Consider the following 19,266-nt stretch of genomic DNA (forward strand, 5'->3'; position numbering starts at 1 on the left):
TATTGCTTTGGCCAGTTTAACTCAGGCCGGAAAATGAATGCGGGGCGTAAGCAGTAACAGGGCGTTTCGCCCAGTCTTCCTGCGGTGCCCGTTGAACTGTGCGTTGCTGTGCGGCGTGGAGATCTTCGGCAGCCTGCTCAAAATCAATCGTCAGGCATTGGCCTTTCTCGACCACCCTCTCTCCGCCGACATAGACCGTATCCACGGCACGCTCGGCTGCGGCATAGATCATGCTGCGGATCGGATCATAGCCCGGCCGCATCATCGGATGCGCGAGATTGACCAGCACCAGATCGGCATTGCAGCCTGCCTCTAAACGCCCGATATCATCACGCCCGAGCAGATCGGCACCGCCCACAGTTGCTGCGGTGAAAATCTCACCGGACGTAACAGTACGCGGGTTTTCAGCCATCATCCGCGCCACGTAACCGACATGACGCATCTCTTCGAGCATATTATGCGGATAGGTGTCGGTGCCGATACCAAGACGCACACCGGCACGCAGATAACGACCAAAATCACGCATGGCTATGCCACGGCGCATGAAAACGGTCGGGCAATGGGCTACTGCTGTGCGCGTTTCCACCAGCAAATCAAGATCGCGGCGCGTATGCCAGCTATTGCGCGGATAATCATCGAGGAATATCCCGTGACTGACAATGCTGGTCTCGCCCAGCACATTAAGCTGCTCCAGCCATTGCACAGGCGAAACGCCGTGACGGCGGGTAATCTCATGAAATTCTACGGTCGATTGTGCGGCATGGATCTGCCACGGAATTTTGCGCCGCTGCGCTTCCGCATAGCTCTCTTTAATCAGGCCTTCGCTGCAGGTGTCGATCTGTGCCGGACACAGCATCGAGAACAGACGACCGGACGGATGCGCCTCTGCGGCATCCACCATTTCCAATGCCTGTGCCATAGCTTTTTCGCCAACGGCCTCGTCCCATTCATATTCCACCACATGCCCGTTTTTAGTGTACCAGCGCGCGGTGCGGAACATTGGTGTAATGCAAACACGCAGACCGCTCTGTCCTGCCAGATCAATCCATGACGGATGGGCAACGGAGAGATCAGCCAGTGTTGTGACGCCGGATTTCAGCAGTTCCGCATAGGCGACTTTCCATGCAGCCTCTGCACCCTCCGCATCCGGACGGATAATCGGCATAAATTCATAAAGCGCGGAATTATACAGACCCGGAGAACCGAGTTCATCGAGAATGCTCTTGTTCAGCGGCTCGCTTGCAGGATGCGAATGAATATTGACCAGACCCGGCATGACCATAAAGCCACGGCCGTCCTGTTCTGCATCAGCAGCACCGGTATAGCCTTTACCAACAAAAGTCAGCTTACCGTTTTCAAAAGCAACATCGGCATTTTTTACATAGATATGGCTTTGGCTGTCCTTATCCCATGCAACGACAATATCCGCGTTTCTGATGACTGTTACACTCACCGCATCACTCCCCTGCGCCTGAATTACAGATTGTGCAGACGCGGCTCATGAGCCGCGCCTGTCATATTTCTACGCATGTCTTTATCCCAAAACCGGCATCCACTTTTGGGAGACATGCTTTAGCGTTTCAGAGAAATATCCAGACCTTTATAGATACCGGCACCATAGATACCGTGTGCCTTGGCACCTTCCACGCGGTCGCCGGAGATCAGCCACATCGGCTCAGACGACAGCGTGACCCAGACATTGGCCTCGGTCAGGTTACGCTGCAGGGTTGCCAGCGCTTCATGACGTTCTTCCTTGCTGGTGGTGGTTGCCGCTTTACGGATCAGCTCATCCGTTGCCGGATCTTTCCAGTTCATGCGGTTTGGTGTCGGTGCCTGACGGCTCGGGAAGTAGAGACCAATCGCTTCAAGGGCAGTCAGTGCCGGATAGTTCATATAGAACGCATCAAATTCCTGCGTTGCCATCTTGCCCCAGCCGACAGTTGCATCCCAAAGCTGGATTTTCATGTCGATACCGATCTTGCGCAGATCAGCCTGCATGGCTTCACTCACGGTCGGATTGGTGGCATTGCGCAGACCATAGACAAGGAAAGTGGCTTTCTGGCCGTCTTTTTCACGGATGCCGTCGCCGCCCATTTTCCAGCCGGCCTCGTCGAGCATTTTATTGGCTGCATCCTGATCGAAAGCAGGCATCAGTTTTGCGGATTCAGGATCGAAATCAATAATCGCCGGATTAACGAGCGACTTCATTTCCTTACCATGACCGAAATAAACGGCCTGAGTGATTGCCGCTTTATTGGTCGCCATATTCACGGCTTTACGGATCACCGGATCGGACACCACAGGCTTGTCGATCTTGAAGCCCATGAACATGTCGTAGATGTAGTTTTCCTGTTTGGAAACATTAATGCCCGGCATGCTTTCCATCGTGGTCAGCGCAATCGGCGGCATATAATAGGTCATGTCTGCCTGACGCGCCTGAATTGCGGCCATCAGCGTATTGGCTTCAGGGATCACGCGCCAGACGATTTCATCAACCTGCGGGCTCGGATTTTTATAGAATGACGGCCCCCATGTGTAATTCGGGTTTTTCTTGAGCTTCAGTTCCTGACGCGGCTGCCAGCTGACCCAGCAATAAGGGCCGGTACCGTTGAAGCCCTGCACACCGAAATTCTCACCGAGCTTCTCTACGGTTGCTTTGTCCACAATGGTCGAGAACGGCATGGTCAGCTGCGGCAGAAGATCGGAATACGGCTCTTCCAGCTCATAGATCACGGTGTAATCGTCTTTAGCGGTTACACTCTTGACCTTACCGCCACGGAAGGCAGTCGGTGAGCGTTTTTCCGGGTTTTGCCAGCGCTCAATCGTATAGACCACATCGGCAGCGGTCATCGGGCGGCCGTCGCAGAATTTCACATCCTTACGCAGGTTGAAGGTGTAAGTCTTACCATCTTCAGATACAGACCATGCTTCCGCCAGACCCGGCTTGACGGTTTTCATGTCAAAATCGAGCGAGACCAGCGTGTCGCCCAGCATGGCCATCACTTCAACCATAGCGGTTGCGGTGGAGCGGATCGGATCATAATTATCCGCATCGATCACGCGCAGGATCGACAATGGCGCCTTGGTCTGGGCATAGGCTGCACCGGACAAAACGGCACTGGCAGCAACACCGGCGACGAGAGTGGCAGTCAGATATTTTCTCATTTTAGTCCTCCTGATGAGGCGCCCACTGTTCTGTGCAGTGATCCGCCGCCAAAAATGATTATTTACGTAATTTCGGATCGAGCGCGTCACGCAGGGAATCCCCCAGCACGTTAAACGCCAGAACGATAATGAAGATCACCAGACTTGGCAGAACCGAGACATGCGGTGCGAAGAACAGGAAGTTACGCCCTTCCGATGCCATAGCACCGAGTTCCGCTGTCGGCGGCTGTGCGCCAAGGCCGATAAAGGATAGCGCCGCACCGAGCAGGATCACCTGTCCGAAACGAAGCGTTACAAACACGAAGATTGATGACAGGCAGTTCGGCAGCACATATTTGAAGATGATGCGGCTGTCGGACATGCCGAGCGAATGGGCGCTTTCAATATAATCCTGCTGCAACACCACAATCGCACCGCCGCGCACCACACGCGCCATCAAAGGCACGGTCGCAATCGACAATGCAATAATAACGGCGGTCAAACCCGGACCAAAGATTGCGGCAATTGCCAAGCCGAACAAAATGGCCGGGAAAGACAGCAACACATCCATGAAGCGCATCAGCACGCCGCTCCAGCGGGTGTAGTAAGCCGCCACGAAACCGATAATCCCGCCGACGACACAACCGAAGAACACCGAGACAAAGCCCATGAACAGAGTAGTGCGGATGCCATAGAGCAGACGTGTTACCATGCCGCGCCCCTGTCCGTCAGTGCCGAGCAGATAGCCTGCTTCACCGATTGGCTTCAGCATCATGCCGAGATTGCCGCCATAAGGGTCTTCCGGTGCCAGCCACGGGGCGAACAGACCGCAAAACAGGGTCAGTGCCACAAGGGTCAGAGCAATCACCGAGCCGGTATCGGAGAGCAGCATACGCAATACGCTGACACGCTTGAAAGCAATTTCCTGCTCTGCCGGTTGCGCTGCATCCGCAACATTTGTTTTTGCAAGACTGGTCATCATGCACCTCTCACACGCGGATCGAGCACAGCATAGAGAATATCAACGCCCAGATTGACGAGAATAAAGCCGAGAGACATGACGATAATCGTGCCCTGCGCCATTGGCAGATCGCTGGACAAAATCGCACCGACTGCCAGACGGCCAATGCCCGGCCATGAGAACACAGTCTCAACCACCACAGCACCGCCGAGCAGGAAGCCGATCTGCAAACCGATCAGTGTCACCACCGGCACCAGCGCATTGCGCAGCGCATGACGGGTAACAACCTTACGCTCTTTCAGACCTTTAGCGCGTGCTGTGCGGATATGATCCGCGCCCAGCACATCCAGCACAGATGTACGGGTCATACGGGCAACAGGGCCGACAAACACACCGCCGAGCGTAATCGCAGGCAGAATGATGCTGGTGAAGCCTTCCCATGTCCATAACGGCCCGAGACGACCGGTAAATGGCAGGATCGGATATTTAAAGCCGAACAGCCAGACCAGCACCAGACCGAGAAAGAACACAGGGATAGACACACCGGCAACAGACACCGCCATGATCGAGCGATCCAGCAATGAGCCGCGATAATAGGCACCGACTGTGCCGAGCAGAATGCCCAGAGGAATTGCCCAGATCAGGGATGCAACCATCAGCTCCAGTGTCGGGCCGATTGTGGCACCGAGTTCCTGCGAGACCGGCACATTATTGATGATGGAAACGCCGAGATCGCCCTGCATCAGGCGGCCGATATAATAGAAGAACTGTTTCCACAAAGGCTGATCGAGACCGAGATCACGGCGGATGGCTTCAACCAGTTCTTGTGTCGCGGTAGGCCCTGCACGCACCTGTGCCGGATCGGTCGGCACCACCTGCATCAGCAAAAAGCCGAGCAGCAGCACACCGAACATGACCGGTAAAGCGAGAAGCAGACGTTGTAACGTGTGCCGAAGCATGAATTTGCCTTTCTCTGGCTGTCGGTTCAAGGCGCGCTAACGCGCCCCGAACCTGAACAGTTACACCTGCCGCTCGAAAACGACTTTGCCGTCAAGCACGGTCATATCGCAGACCACATCACTGCGGATTTCTTCCACGTCACAGGTGAAAATATCCTTCGACAACACAGCAATATCCGCCGCCATACCTGCCACCAGACGTCCGGTTTCATTCTCAGCAAATTGCGTATAGGCGCCGAAATGCGTGTAAGCGTGGATCGCCTCTTCCCGTGTCAGGCACTGGTCACCGCCGATCACCGAACCGACCTTGGTCTTACGGGTGACGAGCGTATAGATATTCTGGAACGGATTGGTTGAAGTAACCGGCGCATCGGAAGACGCTGCCGGATGCAGACCGGCATCCACCCATTTGCGCATCGGATAGGATGCATGGGCGCGCTTTTCACCCAGATTGGCGACATAAAGATCGCCAAATTCATAGATGAACATCGGCTGTGGCACCGGATCAATACCGGCCTTTGCCATACGCTCAATCTGCCCGTCGCTCAGGAAGCCGCAATGTTCAATACGGTGACGACGGGATTTAATCGGATGCTCTGCGCTATCGGCATTCTCAATACCGGACAGTACCTGCTCAATCGCTGCATCACCAATCGCATGAATGGCCAGCTGATAGCCAAGTTCATGATAATGCTTGAGGGACTTATGCATTTCCGCATCGGAATAGCAGAAAATACCAAAATTATTCGGATCGCCTGCCACATATGGCTCGCTCATAGCAGCCGTCAGACCACCGGCGCTGCCATCCGAGAACACTTTCATCGCGCCATAACGCAAATTGCCTGTCTGGCGTTTGGCACGGAAACCCTGTGCATGCGCCTGATCGCCGATACCGTCATGATTGCCATAGATGCAGACCCATGTGCGGATTGGCAACTCACCGGCGGAAGCCAGTTCTTCATAGGCATGGAGTTCTTCCATACCATAGCCCATGCCGACAGCGGCATCCATCACAGAGGTGAAACCTTGGCTCAGCATGAAACCGGCTGCGCGGGTAATCGCGGCTTTCAACTCATCACGGCTCAGTGGCGGGATTTTATCCGTGACCACGCGCATACCGGATTCCGCGAGCAGGCCGGACAATTTGCCGTTGCGCTTTTCAATCAGGCCACCGGACGGGCTTGGTGTATCGTGGGTAATATTTGCCAGACGCATGGCCGCGCTGTTGGCGATACCAACGTGACCGCAGGTACGGGTGATATAAACCGGATGATCGGGCGCAATCGCATCCAGTTCCTCAATGGTCGGATGACGCTGTTCACTCAACTCGAAATGATCATAGCCGCCGCCACGGATCCATTCACCCGCCGGTTTCACAACTACTTCCTGCGCAATACGTTTGAAAATCTCTTCGAGACTGCGCACGCCTGATTCAGGGCGCAGATTGATCTCGTTCATACCTATGCCAAGCATAAGAAGATGCATATGGGCATCATTGAGCCCCGGCACCGCAACACGTCCGCCCAGATCGACACGTCGTGTCTTTTCACCGGTCAGTGCTTCAATCTCAGCTGTAGTGCCGGTTGCCAAAACCTTACCGTCAGCAATTGCAAGCGCCTCAACAAAACCTTCATTAAGGCCGCAAAAAATCCGCCCGCCCGCAAGGACGAGATCTGCATATTCCATACTCTGTCTATCTCCCAGCACCCTGCCTTCAAGGAAGACAAGACATAATTCAGCGAGCCCTACCGATATGAAGATCGGGAAGGTTAATGATTGAGCTGAGGAAAAGCCTCACTCATACGAGATCCGGTGGCTTTTTTATTCCCCTGTACTGTTCGGTTACTCCCGGGCTTTTGACCGGTCAGTCCGTCAGCAGTTATTTTTGTTTGTTAAGAACATGCTTGCAAAAAACTGGTACCAAAGCAAGAGCCCGCGCCGCAAATGTTGACAATTTACCAGACGAAAATTGCATAAATTGATAGCAATTTTGCATAATGAAAAACATCGGCAACGTAACCATCAATGCCAAATTGGTACTGTTTTCTGTGATTTTACCTGCACAAACAGCTCTGTAGAGATGAGAATCATTCCAGACTGGAGCGATCCGAGCCCCTGCTGTACTTTGCAGTACCGTTAAAACCGGCGCCTGAACGGCCACCGGTACCGCCTCAGCGACAATCAGCCCCACCCTGCGCAGCAAGACGCAACGCACCTGTTCCGGCTGAATTTTCAAAGCTTAAACGACAATTCCCCGATCCGGTTCAGAACTGAAAAATCTAAATAATTTCCTACATTTATTTCAGAAATTTCTGTAAATACAGCAACAAAGATATAAGAATTTATCAAGCAACTATATGATATTTATAGAAAATTCTACATATCACATTGTCATAATTAAATTATTTCGCAAACAACAAAACCCGAAGCCATTATCTCCGTCAATATGCTGCGAATTAGCGGAAAATCACGCAAAAAACGCTTCATTTATACATGCCCTGTCACCGGCCGTACTTGATTTAAATCAATGACTAAATTTTTCCGTCGCATATAATACCCGCTATATTGCTCGAATTGCAGGCATTTCTGTAATTTGCGGGCAGGATAAGTTGCGCGCGCGAGGGGATTTTTCATGAATTACGCTGCGGGAATTGTAATCTCCGGGCTCGGTGCTTTTTTAGCACTGCTGGCCGCGGGGTTTACGCATGATCCATTATTCAGAAGCCATATGTGGGTTCTGTTTTTCACTCTTGTGATTTTTACAGTCTTACTGCTGCGTAATGCAGATTACAGTCTGAAGCCTGTGAAGGAAGATCAGTCCGTTTATATGGACGGTCCGATCCGTTACGGTATCATTGCCACAGTATTCTGGGGTGTTATCGGCTTCCTCGTTGGTGTTTTCATTGCTGCGCAGCTCGCATTCCCTGATTTGAATCTGGGACCATGGCTAAATTTTGGCCGTGTCCGCCCTCTTCACACATCAGCTGTTATTTTTGCCTTCTGCGGTAACGCCCTGATCGCCACTTCTTTCTATGTGGTGCAGCGTACCTGCCGTGCGCGCCTTTTCGGCGGCGATCTGGCATGGTTCGTTTTCTGGGGCTACAACCTGTTCATCGTCATGGCAGGCACCGGCTATCTGCTCGGCATCACCCAGTCGCGTGAATATGCTGAACCGGAATGGTATGTCGATCTCTGGCTGACCATTGTCTGGGTTGTCTATCTCGTGATCTTCATGGGCACGCTGATGAAGCGTAAAGAACCGCACATTTATGTGGCCAACTGGTTCTACCTCTCCTTCATCATCACCATTGCCATGCTGCATGTGATCAACAATCTGGCAATTCCTGTCTCTTTCCTTGGCGTGAAGAGCTATTCGGCTTTCTCCGGCGTGCAGGATGCGGTGACCCAGTGGTGGTACGGCCATAATGCCGTGGCCTTCTTCCTGACCGTGCCGTTCCTTGCGATGATGTATTATTTCGTGCCGAAACAGGTCAATCGTCCGGTCTATTCCTACCGTCTGTCGATTGTGCACTTCTGGTCGATCATCTTCCTGTATATCTGGGCCGGTCCTCACCACCTGCATTATACAGCGCTGCCGGACTGGGCACAGACACTCGGCATGGTCTTCTCCATCGTCCTGTGGATGCCGTCCTGGGGTGGTATGATCAACGGTCTGATGACGCTTTCCGGCGCATGGGATAAAATCCGTACTGATCCGGTTGTCCGTCTGATGGTTGCTGCGATCGCCTTCTACGGTATGGCGACCTTTGAAGGCCCGCTGATGTCGGTTAAGGCCGTTAACTCGCTGTCGCACTATACAGACTGGACCATTGGTCACGTTCATGCGGGTGCGCTCGGCTGGAATGGTATGATCACTTTTGCGGCTGTGTACTTCCTTGTACCGCGTCTGTGGAACCGTGAACGTCTCTATTCTGTACGTATGGTCAACTGGCACTTCTGGCTGGCTACACTTGGTATCGTGCTCTATGCCGCTTCCATGTGGGTTGCCGGTATCCAGCAGGGTCTGATGTGGCGCGAATATGACGATCAGGGCTTCCTGGTTTACTCCTTCGCCGAAACAGTACTCGCAATGTTCCCTTACTATGTCATCCGTACACTTGGCGGCACGATGTATCTGGCGGGCGGACTTGTGATGGCCTGGAACGTCTACAAGACCATCAAGGGCGATCTGAGAGAGGAGGCCGCAATTCCGGGCTCGACACCAATCTCAGATACCAATACCGGCCCGTATTTGAAACCGGCAGAATAAGGAGCAGGTGAGTTATGTCTATTCTCAAAAAACACTCGCTGATTGAAAAAAACGCTACTTTACTGCTGATCGGTTCGCTGGTTGTGGTCACTGTCGGCGGTATTGTGGAAATTGCCCCACTGTTTTACCTGCAAAACACCATTGAGAAAGTAGAGGGCATGCGCCCCTACTCTCCTCTGGAACTGGCTGGCCGTGACATCTATATCCGCGAAGGCTGCTATACCTGCCATTCTCAGATGATCCGTCCGTTCCGCGATGAAGTGGAGCGTTACGGTCATTACAGCCTTGCAGCTGAAAGCATGTATGACCATTCGTTCCAGTGGGGCTCGAAGCGTACAGGGCCTGATCTTGCCCGTGTCGGCGGCCGCTACTCGAATGAATGGCATGTTCAGCATCTGATTGAGCCGCGCGATGTGGTGCCTGAATCGGTTATGCCGAGCTACGCATTCCTGATGAACACGCCGCTGAATATGTCCGGCATTACCGGCAATCTGAAAGCCAATATTGCTGTCGGCGTACCTTATAATCAGGAAATGGTCGACAATGCATTGGCGGATATGAAAGCGCAGGCTGATCCGGAAGCCGATACAGAGGCTCTGCTTGCCCGCTACCCTAAAGCCAAGACCGGCGATTTCGATGGTAATCCGAAGGTTGTCAGCGAGATGGATGCGCTTGTTGCCTATCTGCAGATGCTGGGAACTCTGGTTGATTTCTCAACTTACGACCAGTCACCGAAGTCGCGTTAAGGAGGTTCATCATGGATTATACGACCATGCGCCACTTTGCCGACAGCTGGGGGCTGTTAGGCATGTTCCTCTTCTTCCTCTTTGTTGTCTTCTTCGCCTTCCGTCCAGGCAGCAAACAGGCTGCCGATGCTGCGAAAGCCATTCCGTTCAAGGACGAAAACAATGACTGATAAGCAAATTGACGATGTAACAGGCGTTGAAACAACCGGCCACGAATGGGACGGCATCAAGGAACTTGATAATCCGATGCCACGCTGGTGGCTCTATGCCTATTATGCAACCATTGTCTGGGCGATTGCCTATACTGTTGCCTATCCGGCATGGCCGCTCATCAACGGCGCTACTTCCGGTCTTCTGGAATGGTCGAGCCGTGGTGATTTCTGGAAAGAAAACACCAAAATTCAGGGTGAACGTCAGGATATTCTGGCAGCTATTAAAGAAAAATCCGTTCAGGAAATTATAGCTGATCCGCAGCTCAACCAGTTTGCAATTGCAGGTGGTGCAGCGGCATTCCGTGTGAACTGTGTTCAGTGTCACGGTTCCGGTGCGCAAGGCGCACCAGGCTATCCGAACCTGAATGATGATGACTGGCTGTGGGGCGGTTCTATTGATGAAATCCTGCAGACTGTACGCCACGGCGTGCGTTCCAAGGATGACGAAGAAACACGCATCTCCGAAATGCCTGCCTATGGCGACATTCTTGAGCCACAGCAAATCCGTGATGTGGCGGCCTATGTCACCAGCCTGACATCGACACCGCATGATGCAAGTCTGATACCCGCAGGCAAACAGGTTTTTGCTGAAAACTGCGCTGCCTGTCATGGCGAAAATGCCAAGGGCAATAAGGAATTCGGTGCGCCAAATCTGACCGATGCGATCTGGTTCTACGGTTCCGGTGAAGCTGAAATTGCCAAACAGGTAAGAAATCCCAAGCATGGTGTAATGCCTGCATGGGAAGGCCGTCTGGGTGACACAACTGTGAAGCAGCTGGCAATCTATGTCCACTCTCTGGGTGGCGGTGAGTAAAAACGCCCTGTTTCAAGTCATGGCCGGCCGGTGTAAAATATTGGTGTAAAATATTCCGGCCGGTGCTCAAAAAATCAGTAAGCCCCGCAGATATAATCTGAAAAACGGGGCTCTGATGAAACCTTAGAAACTCAGCGCGGATTTCTGTACCGATAACCGGAACCCGCTCTGAGTGATTTGAGTGCAGTTTTATAAGACCATTTCAGTTTTCAGACTGCCCTTAAGCATTCCGTGCTCAAATGCCCTCAATGAGCGCAGTGCTAATGCGATGAAATAAAGAATCTAGAGCAAGCGCCATACTCCAATCTGAACGCAAACAGCTCTAGCCCCCGGAGTGTACCATGTCAGATGTTGGTGAATTTGAACGTATCGATGCGCAGGCGGTGAATTCGTCTGAGAAACGCGGCTCTCTATATGCCGCGCGTGTCAAGGTTTTCCCGAAACGAGCGAGTGGTGATTTCCGCCGTTTCAAGTGGATTATCATGTTCATCACACTCGGCATTTACTATCTCACGCCTTGGCTGCGCTGGGATCGCGGTCCCTATGCACCGGATCAGGCTGTCCTGATTGATATCGCGCATCGTCGTTTCTACTTCTTCTTTATCGAAATCTGGCCACAGGAATTCTACTACGTTGCCGGTATGCTGATTATGGCCGGTATCGGCCTGTTCCTTGTTACCAGTGTCGCCGGACGCGCATGGTGCGGTTATACCTGCCCGCAGACCGTATGGGTTGATTTGTTTCTCGTTGTCGAGCGCGCCGTTGAAGGCGACCGCAATGCCCGTATCAAACTCGACAATGCCCCGATGAATGCCAACAAATTGGCAAAACGTGTCACCAAACATACAATCTGGCTGGCTATTGCCGTTATGACCGGCGGTGCGTGGATTTTCTATTTCGCAGACGCACCGACACTGGCAATGGAGTTTATCACCGGTCAGGCCGCGATGGTCGCCTATATCACTGTCGCCATTCTGACAGCCACGACCTATGTTTTCGGCGGCCTGATGCGCGAACAGGTCTGTACCTATATGTGCCCGTGGCCGCGTATTCAGGCCGCAATGCTTGATGAGAACTCGCTCACAGTAACCTATAATGACTGGCGCGGCGAACCACGGACACGTAACTCTAAAAAGGCCATTGCTGCCGGTGAGAGTGTCGGCGATTGCGTAGATTGTAATGCCTGTGTGGCCGTTTGCCCGATGGGGATTGATATCCGCGACGGTCAGCAGCTGGAATGTATCACCTGTGCGCTGTGTATTGATGCCTGTAACTCGGTTATGGACAAAATCGGCAAACCGCGCGGCCTGATCTCCTATTCCACGCTGTCCGACTATGATGCCAATATGGCGCTGGCTACCAATAATGGTACAGCGCCGATTGAGCCGACACGGATTTATGAAGCGAAAAACACCTTTAATGACAAGGTGCAGCAGCTGAAAATGTCCAAGATTTTCCGCCCGCGCAGCCTGTTCTATTTCTCGATCTGGGCACTGATCGGTGTGGCGCTGATTACAACTTTGCTGATGCGCGAACGGATCGGCATCAATGTGCTGCAGGATCGTAACCCGCAATATGTGTTGCTGTCCGATGGCTCTATCCGCAACGGCTATACGGTCAAGCTGCTGAATATGGTCAATGAACCACGCCAGTTTGAGCTGATTATTGACGGCCTGTCACAAGCAGAAGTGCATGTGGCCGATCAGGCAACAGACGGTTCAGGCCGCCATATTTTCAACGCCGAACCGGATCGTCTGAAAACCCTGAAAGTGTTCGTTGTCCTGCCTAAGACCGCAGTTCCTCCGGGTAGCACACCATTCACCATGACAGTCCGTGATGTTAACGGAACCGAGTCAGCAACTTATAAAGCCACTTTCATTGCCCCTGAAAAGCGCTGATAACGGAGAAACGTGATGATCAAGCAAAATACGTCTTCCCCTGCCCCTCAGGGACGCGAATTTACCGGCTGGCACATGCTTGCGATTATGATCGCTTTCTTCGGGGTGATTATTATCGTGAATGTTATCATGGCCACATCAGCAATCCGCAGCTGGTCCGGCCTTGTTGTTCAGAACTCCTATGTTGCCAGTCAGGAGTTTAATGAGAAGTCCCAGCTCGGCAAAGAACATGCCGCGCTCAACTGGAAACAAAATCTGGATTATAAAGACGGTATTGTCAGCTATAGCCTGACCGATGCCAATGGCGCGCCGGTTAAAGCGCTTGGTGCAACGGCTGTTTTCCGCAGGCCGGTGAATGAAAAAGAAGACCAGATCCTGAATCTGATGCCGGCAGGCAATAATGTTCTCACCGCAGAAGCCGATCTGAAAGACGGAAACTGGGTGGTTGAAATCAACACCTATGCCGGACTTGATCTGCCTTACCGTCAGGTCAACCGTGTGAATATTGCCGGTGGTAAATTCACCATCACCGCAGACAACCAGCCGGCACAAGGATCAGCGCAATGAGTTGCTGTGGTTCCGGCATTCAGTTTTCAGCTGCGGATTATCGTCCGGAAGAATTACTGCTGGCGAGCCGCACACTCGGCGATGGTCAGCGCCAGCTTGACCTGTCTGTCCCTTCTGTTCATTGCGGATTGTGCATTCAGACTGTTGAAACTGCGCTGAATGCTTTGCCTGAAGTCAGTTATGCGCGTGTCAATCTTTCGTCCAAACGGGTATCTGTCCGCTGGAAAGATGGGATTGAACCGCCGCATGTGATTGATGCTTTGCAAAAAGCCGGATATCCCGCTCATATTTTTGAGCTCGGTGATGATAAAGATCCGCAGCTTTCCCGCCTGCTGATTGCGCTGGCTGTGGCCGGTTTTGCCTCGATGAATATCATGTTGTTTTCCGTGTCGGTCTGGTCCGGTGCGGATGCCGCAACGCGTGATATGTTCCACTGGCTGTCCGGTCTGATTGCTTTGCCGACTTTGGTTTATTCCGGCCGTATTTTTTATATGTCTGCATGGAACGCGCTGAAACACGGCCGCAGCAATATGGATGTGCCGATTTCGCTGGCGATCACCCTTGCTTTTGTGATGAGTGTTTATGAAACGCTCAATTCCGGCCAGCATGCTTATTTCGACGCCTCGGCCACATTGCTGTTTTTCCTGCTGATCGGCCGCACGCTGGATCATGTGATGCGCGAACGCGCCCGCTCTGCAGTGAAAGGTTTAAGCCAGCTGGCCGCACGCGGCGCCGTGGTGATCGGTGATGACAACCAGCACAGTTTCATGCCGATTGCCGATATCCGCCCGTCTATGCGCATCATTCTGGCCGTTGGTGAGCGCGTGCCGGTCGATGCTGTTGTTGAAAGCGGCCGTTCTGATCTCGATTGTTCGATTGCGACCGGTGAAAGTGTGCCGGTTCCGGTGACACAAGGATCGAAAATCCGTGCAGGTACCATGAACCTGACAGCACCGCTGACGATTAAAGCCACTGCCTCTGCTGATAGTTCTTTCCTCGCCGAAATGGTGCGCCTGATGGATGCCGCAGAAGGTGGCCGTGCCCGTTACCGCCAGCTCGCAGACCGTGCTTCCGCACTTTATGTACCGCTTGTCCACACCACCGCATTTCTGGCTTTTGTGGTCTGGCTTTATCTGAGCGGCGACTGGTACAAATCCACCTATGTGGCGATCACCACGCTGATTATTACCTGTCCTTGTGCACTGGCTCTGGCTGTACCGATTGTGCAGGTTGTGGCCGCACGTCGCCTGTTTGAAAACGGCATCATGGTCAAAGACGGTTCCGCGATGGAACGTATGGCTGAAATTGACAGTGTGATGTTTGACAAGACCGGCACACTGACACTCGGCCAGCCACAGCTCATGGAGCGCGGCAATCTCGATCAGAATGCGCTGGAACTGGCCGCCGAACTGGCACTCTATTCGCGTCATCCGCTGTCGCGTGCATTGACCGCCTTCACCAATCCGGCAAAAAACATCCGTTTTGATCTGATTGAAGAAGTAAGCGGTGCCGGTATCGAAGCCCGTATGGGGCAGGATATTTATCGTCTTGGTCGTCGTGACTGGGCAGTTGCAGACAATGCACAAGACTCCGCGAGCACCGGCACAGAAACTGTTCTGAGCCGCAATGGTACTTTGCTCGAAGCCTTCCGCTTTGAAGACAGTCCGCGCGATGATGCTGCACGCTCTGTTCAGGCGCTGAAAGACGAAAAACTCAGCGTGGAAATTCTCTCCGGTGACAAAGAAAAGACGGTCAGCGCCCTTGCCCGTCAGCTTGGTATTGAGAAATACCGCGCGGAAATTCTGCCTGCCCATAAATCAGAACTGGTGACCGAGCGTACCAATGAAGGCCATAAAGTGCTGATGGTTGGTGACGGGCTGAATGATGCGCCTGCGCTGATGTCTGCCTATGTGTCGATGGCACCGGCAACGGCGGCGGATATTGGCCGTAATGCTGCGGATTTCGTCTTCCTGCATGACAGTCTGACAGCCGTACCGCTGGCAGTGGCGATCTCCCGCGAAGCCGGAAAGCTGATCCGTCAGAACTTTGCATTGTCGCTGATCTATAATATTATTGCCGTACCCATTGCGCTGTTCGGCTATGTCACGCCTTTGATTGCAGCGCTCTCCATGTCGCTGTCTTCGATCCTCGTGGTCAGCAACGCCCTTCGCCTGAAAGCAGGTAAAAAACAAGGCCAGAAAACAGCCTCTCCTTTAAGCCTGCTGAAGCGACAAAAGGCCTGAGATTATGAATATATTGATTTTCCTCATACCCATTGCCCTGTTTTTGGGCGGCATGTGGCTCGCAGCATTTTTATGGTCACTGAAAAGCGGACAATATGAGGATATGGACGGAGCTGCCAACCGGATTTTTCTGCCGGATGACGATGATAAACCAGCACCGGAAAAACCATAAAAATCAGGGCAGTTTCGTTTTCCCGAAACTGCCCTGAATTGTTTTCAAGATGTGATTAGTACAGGTTCAGCTGCGGCAGGTATTCAGCTGGCTGGTAAAAGCCTCACCCGCCGAGGCTACATCACCGGAATTATCAATCACCCAAACCGGTACATCCCCGGCTTCAACCGGTTCCTGACGCTGCAAGCGCAGCGCTATGGATTCCGGTGTTTCGCGCCCGCGCGATGCAAGACGTTGCGCCAGCACTTCCGGAGTTGCAGTAATATGGGCAATCACCACGCGCGGAAAACGCGCGGCCAATTGCGGTAGAACACGGCGGGAGAGATTGGCAATCACCACGCCGCCATTTTCAATCACCTGCTCCACCGAGGCAGGCAGCCCGTAATAGAGGCCATGTGCCTGCCAGTGCATGCAGAATTCTGACCGCTCAACCGCTTCCAGAAATGCCGTTTCCGACAATGTATCATGATCTTCCGTATTGCCATGGGCATCACGGGTCACGACGCGGCGCACAAAATGATAGCTGCCATCCTGCGGCAGGCGTGTGCGTGCATAGTCGATGATTGTGTCTTTGCCCGCGCCGCTCGGCCCCACAACGGCAACAAAAATACCGGTCATTCCATTCATTCCGTCACTCAATATTGCAACCGCACTCAGAGTACGCGCTGCCCTTCCCGCCATACTGAACGTACCACCGGTATCGCATTCTGCATATGAACGCGAACCATATCAGCCCGTTTGCCCGATGCAAGTGTTCCGCGATCTGTAAAACCGACAGCTTTAGCCGGATTGCGGGTAACCAGATTGATCGCCTGCGGCAGCGTATAGCCATCAACCAGCTGCGGCAGCGTATAAACCGCCTGCACAAGGCTGAAAGGAATATAGTCGGAAGACAGAATATCGAGATGACCGGCGGAAGCCAGATCACGCGCCGAGACATTGCCGGAGTGGGATGAGCCGCGCACGATATTCGGCGCGCCCATCAGCACAGCCATACCGGCTTCTTTCGAGGCTTTGGCTGCTTCCAGCGTTGTCGGGAATTCGGCCACATGAATACCCTGCTCAATCGCTTCATCCACATGGGCAAGTGTCGCATCATCATGGCTGGCAAGCGAAATACCCTTGGCCTGACAACGGGCAGCAATTTCTTTGCGAAAACGGTCTGCATGAGCCACAGATTCCGCCACGCGGCGATCACAAAACGCATCAAACTCGGCCTGCGTCATCTTCTGCTTGCCCATATAGTAGGTCTTATAGGCTTCAAGGCTGGCAAACTGGCGCTGTCCCGGAGCGTGATCCATGAGGGAGGCAATCTTAACCTGAGGATTGTGCTCAAACAATTCAAACGCATCGAGGCAATTCGGCGAAGACACTTCGCAGCGCAAATGCAGATAGTGGTCTGCACGCAGACGGCCATTGTTCTGACCATCAGCAATCGCATCGGCAAGCAGCACCATATCGTCGGAGTTAATATCCGTGTCACCGTCAAGGCCCACGCGCAGCGCGTCGAATACTGTGGTGATGCCGGAAGCAGCAATCTGCGCATCATGCGCCATCAGTGCCGCATCTGCATTCCAGCGTACTTTCGGGCGCGGTGCATAATGGTGTTCAAGATGATCGGTATGCAGCTCAACAACACCCGGCATCAGATAATCGCCGCCGAAATCTTCACCGCTAATGCCGTTTCCAGAGCTGATATCAGCGATTTTTCCGTCACGAATCTGGATTGTACCGGTGATAACTTCATCCTCAAGGATGATGCGGGCATTTTTAAAAACGATATCGGAAGGGCGCGTGTCACGTGTCATCGGAATTTTCCTGCTAACCAAAACTGTCCTGCATGATCGCTGTGATCATGCAGGACAGCTGTGGCCTACAGGAGTTTTGTGACAATCAGACAACGCTGATTTGAAGTTTTTGTCTCATTTCTGTGAGACGCGGCGATCACCGGTCAAACGTGAGCGCAGCGCATTGGAAATGGCATCAAATACAAACACCACGATCAGAATGAGGATCACCATATAGGCAACATTTGCCCAATTGGAATTGGTGCGCATGGCTTCCCAAAGTTTCAGACCGATACCGCCGGCACCAACAGCACCGATAATCGTTGCCGAGCGGGTATTGGACTCCCAGAAATACAGCATCTGACTGAGGAAGACCGGCATCACCTGCGGAATAACACCGTAGCGCTGCACATTGGCTGGCGATGCACCAACCGATTTCACACCTTCACGCTGTTTATCGTCGATATTTTCCAGCGTTTCCGAATAGAGTTTACCCAGCGTACCGGTATCGGTGAAGAAGATCGCCGAGATACCAGCCAGTGGTCCCGGTCCGAAAGCACGGGTGAAGAACAGCGCCCAGATAAACATATCCACCGAGCGCAGGAAGTCGAACAGGCGCTTGGTAATCTGATTGGCGAAGAAGTTCGGCGTGATATTACGCGCGGCGATGAAAGCCAGCGGTAGCGCAAGCATACCGGCAAACAGCGTACCGACAAAAGCCATGACAATCGTCTGCAACATCTTGATCCAGACATCACCGTGCTGCCATTCAGCATTGTTCCAGATATTGTCAAAAGCCAGCGACAGATTGGACATTTCCGGTTTGATACGCTCACCGGAAACGATCAGTGATGTTACCTCACCAGCTGACTTACCCCAGAATGGCGAATTGGTATCGAATACAAAGTTCGGCCAGCCGAAGAAACGGCGATTAACGGTGATACGCTCCGGCATGATACGGGCTTCACCGGAGAAACCGAAATCCACCTGCACTTCATCATTTTTCAGCACTGCCCATGACGGCAGCGGTTTATCATCAACAGGTCGGGCAGCATCAGCATCAATGCGCACATTCAGCACTTCGCCGCCATGCTCCACGACGACTGTATTACCGCTTAGATGCAGCGCTTCAGAGCCACCGAAAATCACACTGGTACGGCCATTGGCCTGCTGCACCCACTCCGGATCAGGGTTCTTACCCAGTACCGAAAAGCGCGGATAGGTTACTTTTGCCTCATCACCATTCATACGTATGGTCGGGCGTACCTCATAGGAATACCACTGACGTGCGGTAATACCGGCACGATCCCACTGGCCTTCCGACAGCACTGTGCCAATGGCAAAGAACCACCAGCTATAAGCCATATAGAGCACAATGCCCAAACCGATCAGCGGCAATGTATAGCGCTTGGAGAACGGGCGGCGAAAGACCTGCGGATAGCGGTTTTCGTAATCAGCAATCTGAGCGGCGTTTAAAGTCAAAGCTGTCATTT

The 19,266-nt window shown here is 52.8% G+C and carries 17 protein-coding genes; 8 read left to right on the forward strand and 9 right to left on the reverse strand.

The features are described from left to right. Positions 1–16: 16 nt before the first annotated feature. From F7P81_RS03815 to F7P81_RS03840, 6 genes are all read right to left on the reverse strand, one after another. Positions 17–1,453, reverse strand: coding sequence for an amidohydrolase family protein (locus tag F7P81_RS03815; RefSeq protein ID WP_151158622.1), 1,437 nt, complete (start codon positions 1,451–1,453; stop codon positions 17–19). A 119-nt stretch (positions 1,454–1,572) separates the two neighbouring features. Further along, a complete protein-coding gene (locus tag F7P81_RS03820; protein ID WP_116086482.1) occupies positions 1,573–3,165 on the reverse strand; it encodes an ABC transporter substrate-binding protein in 1,593 nt (530 codons plus the stop codon). Between the two features lie 58 nt (positions 3,166–3,223). Beyond that, entirely contained in the window at positions 3,224–4,126 is a 903-nt protein-coding gene (locus F7P81_RS03825; protein WP_028233467.1) for an ABC transporter permease, read from the reverse strand. Continuing rightward, a complete protein-coding gene (locus F7P81_RS03830) occupies positions 4,123–5,064 on the reverse strand; it encodes an ABC transporter permease (RefSeq protein WP_075654174.1) in 942 nt (313 codons plus the stop codon). The genes F7P81_RS03825 and F7P81_RS03830 overlap by 4 nt, the downstream gene beginning before the upstream one ends. Positions 5,065–5,124: 60 nt before the next feature. Beyond that, positions 5,125–6,750, reverse strand: a complete 1,626-nt coding sequence (locus tag F7P81_RS03835) for an amidohydrolase (protein WP_151158623.1) — start codon at positions 6,748–6,750, stop codon at positions 5,125–5,127. Positions 6,751–6,943: 193 nt separating this feature from the next. Then, complete coding sequence (locus F7P81_RS03840; protein ID WP_151158624.1) at positions 6,944–7,300, reverse strand: hypothetical protein; 357 nt, start codon at positions 7,298–7,300, stop codon at positions 6,944–6,946. A 396-nt stretch (positions 7,301–7,696) separates the two neighbouring features. Here F7P81_RS03840 and ccoN point away from each other — a divergent pair, with 396 nt between their 5' ends. The 8 genes from ccoN (at position 7,697) to ccoS (ending at position 15,986) form a co-directional block, all read left to right on the forward strand. Beyond that, entirely contained in the window at positions 7,697–9,334 is a 1,638-nt protein-coding gene (gene ccoN, locus F7P81_RS03845; RefSeq protein WP_151158625.1) for a cytochrome-c oxidase, cbb3-type subunit I, read from the forward strand. 14 nt (positions 9,335–9,348) lie between these two features. After that, entirely contained in the window at positions 9,349–10,080 is a 732-nt protein-coding gene (gene ccoO, locus F7P81_RS03850) for a cytochrome-c oxidase, cbb3-type subunit II (RefSeq protein WP_022710271.1), read from the forward strand. 11 nt (positions 10,081–10,091) lie between these two features. Continuing rightward, positions 10,092–10,250 (forward strand): CcoQ/FixQ family Cbb3-type cytochrome c oxidase assembly chaperone, encoded by a 159-nt coding sequence (locus F7P81_RS03855; RefSeq protein WP_022710272.1) that lies wholly within the window; start codon positions 10,092–10,094, stop codon positions 10,248–10,250. After that, the gene (gene ccoP, locus F7P81_RS03860; protein WP_022710273.1) at positions 10,243–11,106 is read left to right on the forward strand and encodes a cytochrome-c oxidase, cbb3-type subunit III; all 864 of its coding nucleotides are present in this window, start codon (positions 10,243–10,245) and stop codon (positions 11,104–11,106) included. Before F7P81_RS03855 ends, ccoP begins: the two co-directional genes overlap by 8 nt. Positions 11,107–11,447: 341 nt before the next feature. Beyond that, entirely contained in the window at positions 11,448–13,004 is a 1,557-nt protein-coding gene (gene ccoG / locus F7P81_RS03865; protein WP_151158626.1) for a cytochrome c oxidase accessory protein CcoG, read from the forward strand. 15 nt (positions 13,005–13,019) lie between these two features. Further along, on the forward strand, positions 13,020–13,571 hold the full coding sequence (locus tag F7P81_RS03870; RefSeq protein WP_151158627.1) for a FixH family protein: 552 nt from the start codon (positions 13,020–13,022) through the stop codon (positions 13,569–13,571). Then, positions 13,568–15,814 carry a cation-translocating P-type ATPase gene (locus tag F7P81_RS03875; protein ID WP_151158628.1) on the forward strand — a complete coding sequence of 749 codons (2,247 nt, stop codon included), beginning with the start codon at positions 13,568–13,570 and terminating at the stop codon, positions 15,812–15,814. The genes F7P81_RS03870 and F7P81_RS03875 overlap by 4 nt, the downstream gene beginning before the upstream one ends. Before the next feature lie 4 nt (positions 15,815–15,818). After that, on the forward strand, positions 15,819–15,986 hold the full coding sequence (gene ccoS / locus F7P81_RS03880; protein ID WP_075654168.1) for a cbb3-type cytochrome oxidase assembly protein CcoS: 168 nt from the start codon (positions 15,819–15,821) through the stop codon (positions 15,984–15,986). Positions 15,987–16,052: 66 nt separating this feature from the next. Here ccoS and phnN read toward each other — a convergent pair whose 3' ends face one another. From phnN to phnE, 3 genes are all read right to left on the reverse strand, one after another. Beyond that, positions 16,053–16,604, reverse strand: a complete 552-nt coding sequence (gene phnN, locus F7P81_RS03885; protein WP_246176024.1) for a phosphonate metabolism protein/1,5-bisphosphokinase (PRPP-forming) PhnN — start codon at positions 16,602–16,604, stop codon at positions 16,053–16,055. Positions 16,605–16,639: 35 nt separating this feature from the next. Beyond that, positions 16,640–17,794 carry an alpha-D-ribose 1-methylphosphonate 5-triphosphate diphosphatase gene (locus F7P81_RS03890; protein ID WP_075654166.1) on the reverse strand — a complete coding sequence of 385 codons (1,155 nt, stop codon included), beginning with the start codon at positions 17,792–17,794 and terminating at the stop codon, positions 16,640–16,642. A gap of 114 nt (positions 17,795–17,908) precedes the next feature. Further along, a complete protein-coding gene (phnE, locus tag F7P81_RS03895) occupies positions 17,909–19,264 on the reverse strand; it encodes a phosphonate ABC transporter, permease protein PhnE (protein WP_151158630.1) in 1,356 nt (451 codons plus the stop codon). Between the last annotated feature and the right edge of the window lie 2 nt (positions 19,265–19,266).

The sequence above is a fragment of the Pseudochrobactrum saccharolyticum genome, assembly GCF_008801715.1.
Lineage (GTDB): Bacteria > Pseudomonadota > Alphaproteobacteria > Rhizobiales > Rhizobiaceae > Pseudochrobactrum > Pseudochrobactrum saccharolyticum.

Bases quoted from the DNA above. Each gene is read 5' to 3' on its own strand.
- F7P81_RS03820 (WP_116086482.1), bottom strand. From the start codon at position 3,165: ATGAGAAAATATCTGACTGCCACTCTCGTCGCCGGTGTTGCTGCCAGT.
- F7P81_RS03825 (WP_028233467.1), bottom strand. From the start codon at position 4,126: ATGATGACCAGTCTTGCAAAAACAAATGTTGCGGATGCAGCGCAACCG.
- F7P81_RS03830 (WP_075654174.1), bottom strand. From the start codon at position 5,064: ATGCTTCGGCACACGTTACAACGTCTGCTTCTCGCTTTACCGGTCATG.
- F7P81_RS03835 (WP_151158623.1), bottom strand. From the start codon at position 6,750: ATGGAATATGCAGATCTCGTCCTTGCGGGCGGGCGGATTTTTTGCGGC.
- ccoN (WP_151158625.1), top strand. From the start codon at position 7,697: ATGAATTACGCTGCGGGAATTGTAATCTCCGGGCTCGGTGCTTTTTTA.
- ccoO (WP_022710271.1), top strand. From the start codon at position 9,349: ATGTCTATTCTCAAAAAACACTCGCTGATTGAAAAAAACGCTACTTTA.
- F7P81_RS03855 (WP_022710272.1), top strand. From the start codon at position 10,092: ATGGATTATACGACCATGCGCCACTTTGCCGACAGCTGGGGGCTGTTA.
- ccoP (WP_022710273.1), top strand. From the start codon at position 10,243: ATGACTGATAAGCAAATTGACGATGTAACAGGCGTTGAAACAACCGGC.
- ccoG (WP_151158626.1), top strand. From the start codon at position 11,448: ATGTCAGATGTTGGTGAATTTGAACGTATCGATGCGCAGGCGGTGAAT.
- F7P81_RS03870 (WP_151158627.1), top strand. From the start codon at position 13,020: ATGATCAAGCAAAATACGTCTTCCCCTGCCCCTCAGGGACGCGAATTT.
- F7P81_RS03875 (WP_151158628.1), top strand. From the start codon at position 13,568: ATGAGTTGCTGTGGTTCCGGCATTCAGTTTTCAGCTGCGGATTATCGT.
- ccoS (WP_075654168.1), top strand. From the start codon at position 15,819: ATGAATATATTGATTTTCCTCATACCCATTGCCCTGTTTTTGGGCGGC.
- phnN (WP_246176024.1), bottom strand. From the start codon at position 16,604: ATGACCGGTATTTTTGTTGCCGTTGTGGGGCCGAGCGGCGCGGGCAAA.
- F7P81_RS03890 (WP_075654166.1), bottom strand. From the start codon at position 17,794: ATGACACGTGACACGCGCCCTTCCGATATCGTTTTTAAAAATGCCCGC.
- phnE (WP_151158630.1), bottom strand. From the start codon at position 19,264: ATGACAGCTTTGACTTTAAACGCCGCTCAGATTGCTGATTACGAAAAC.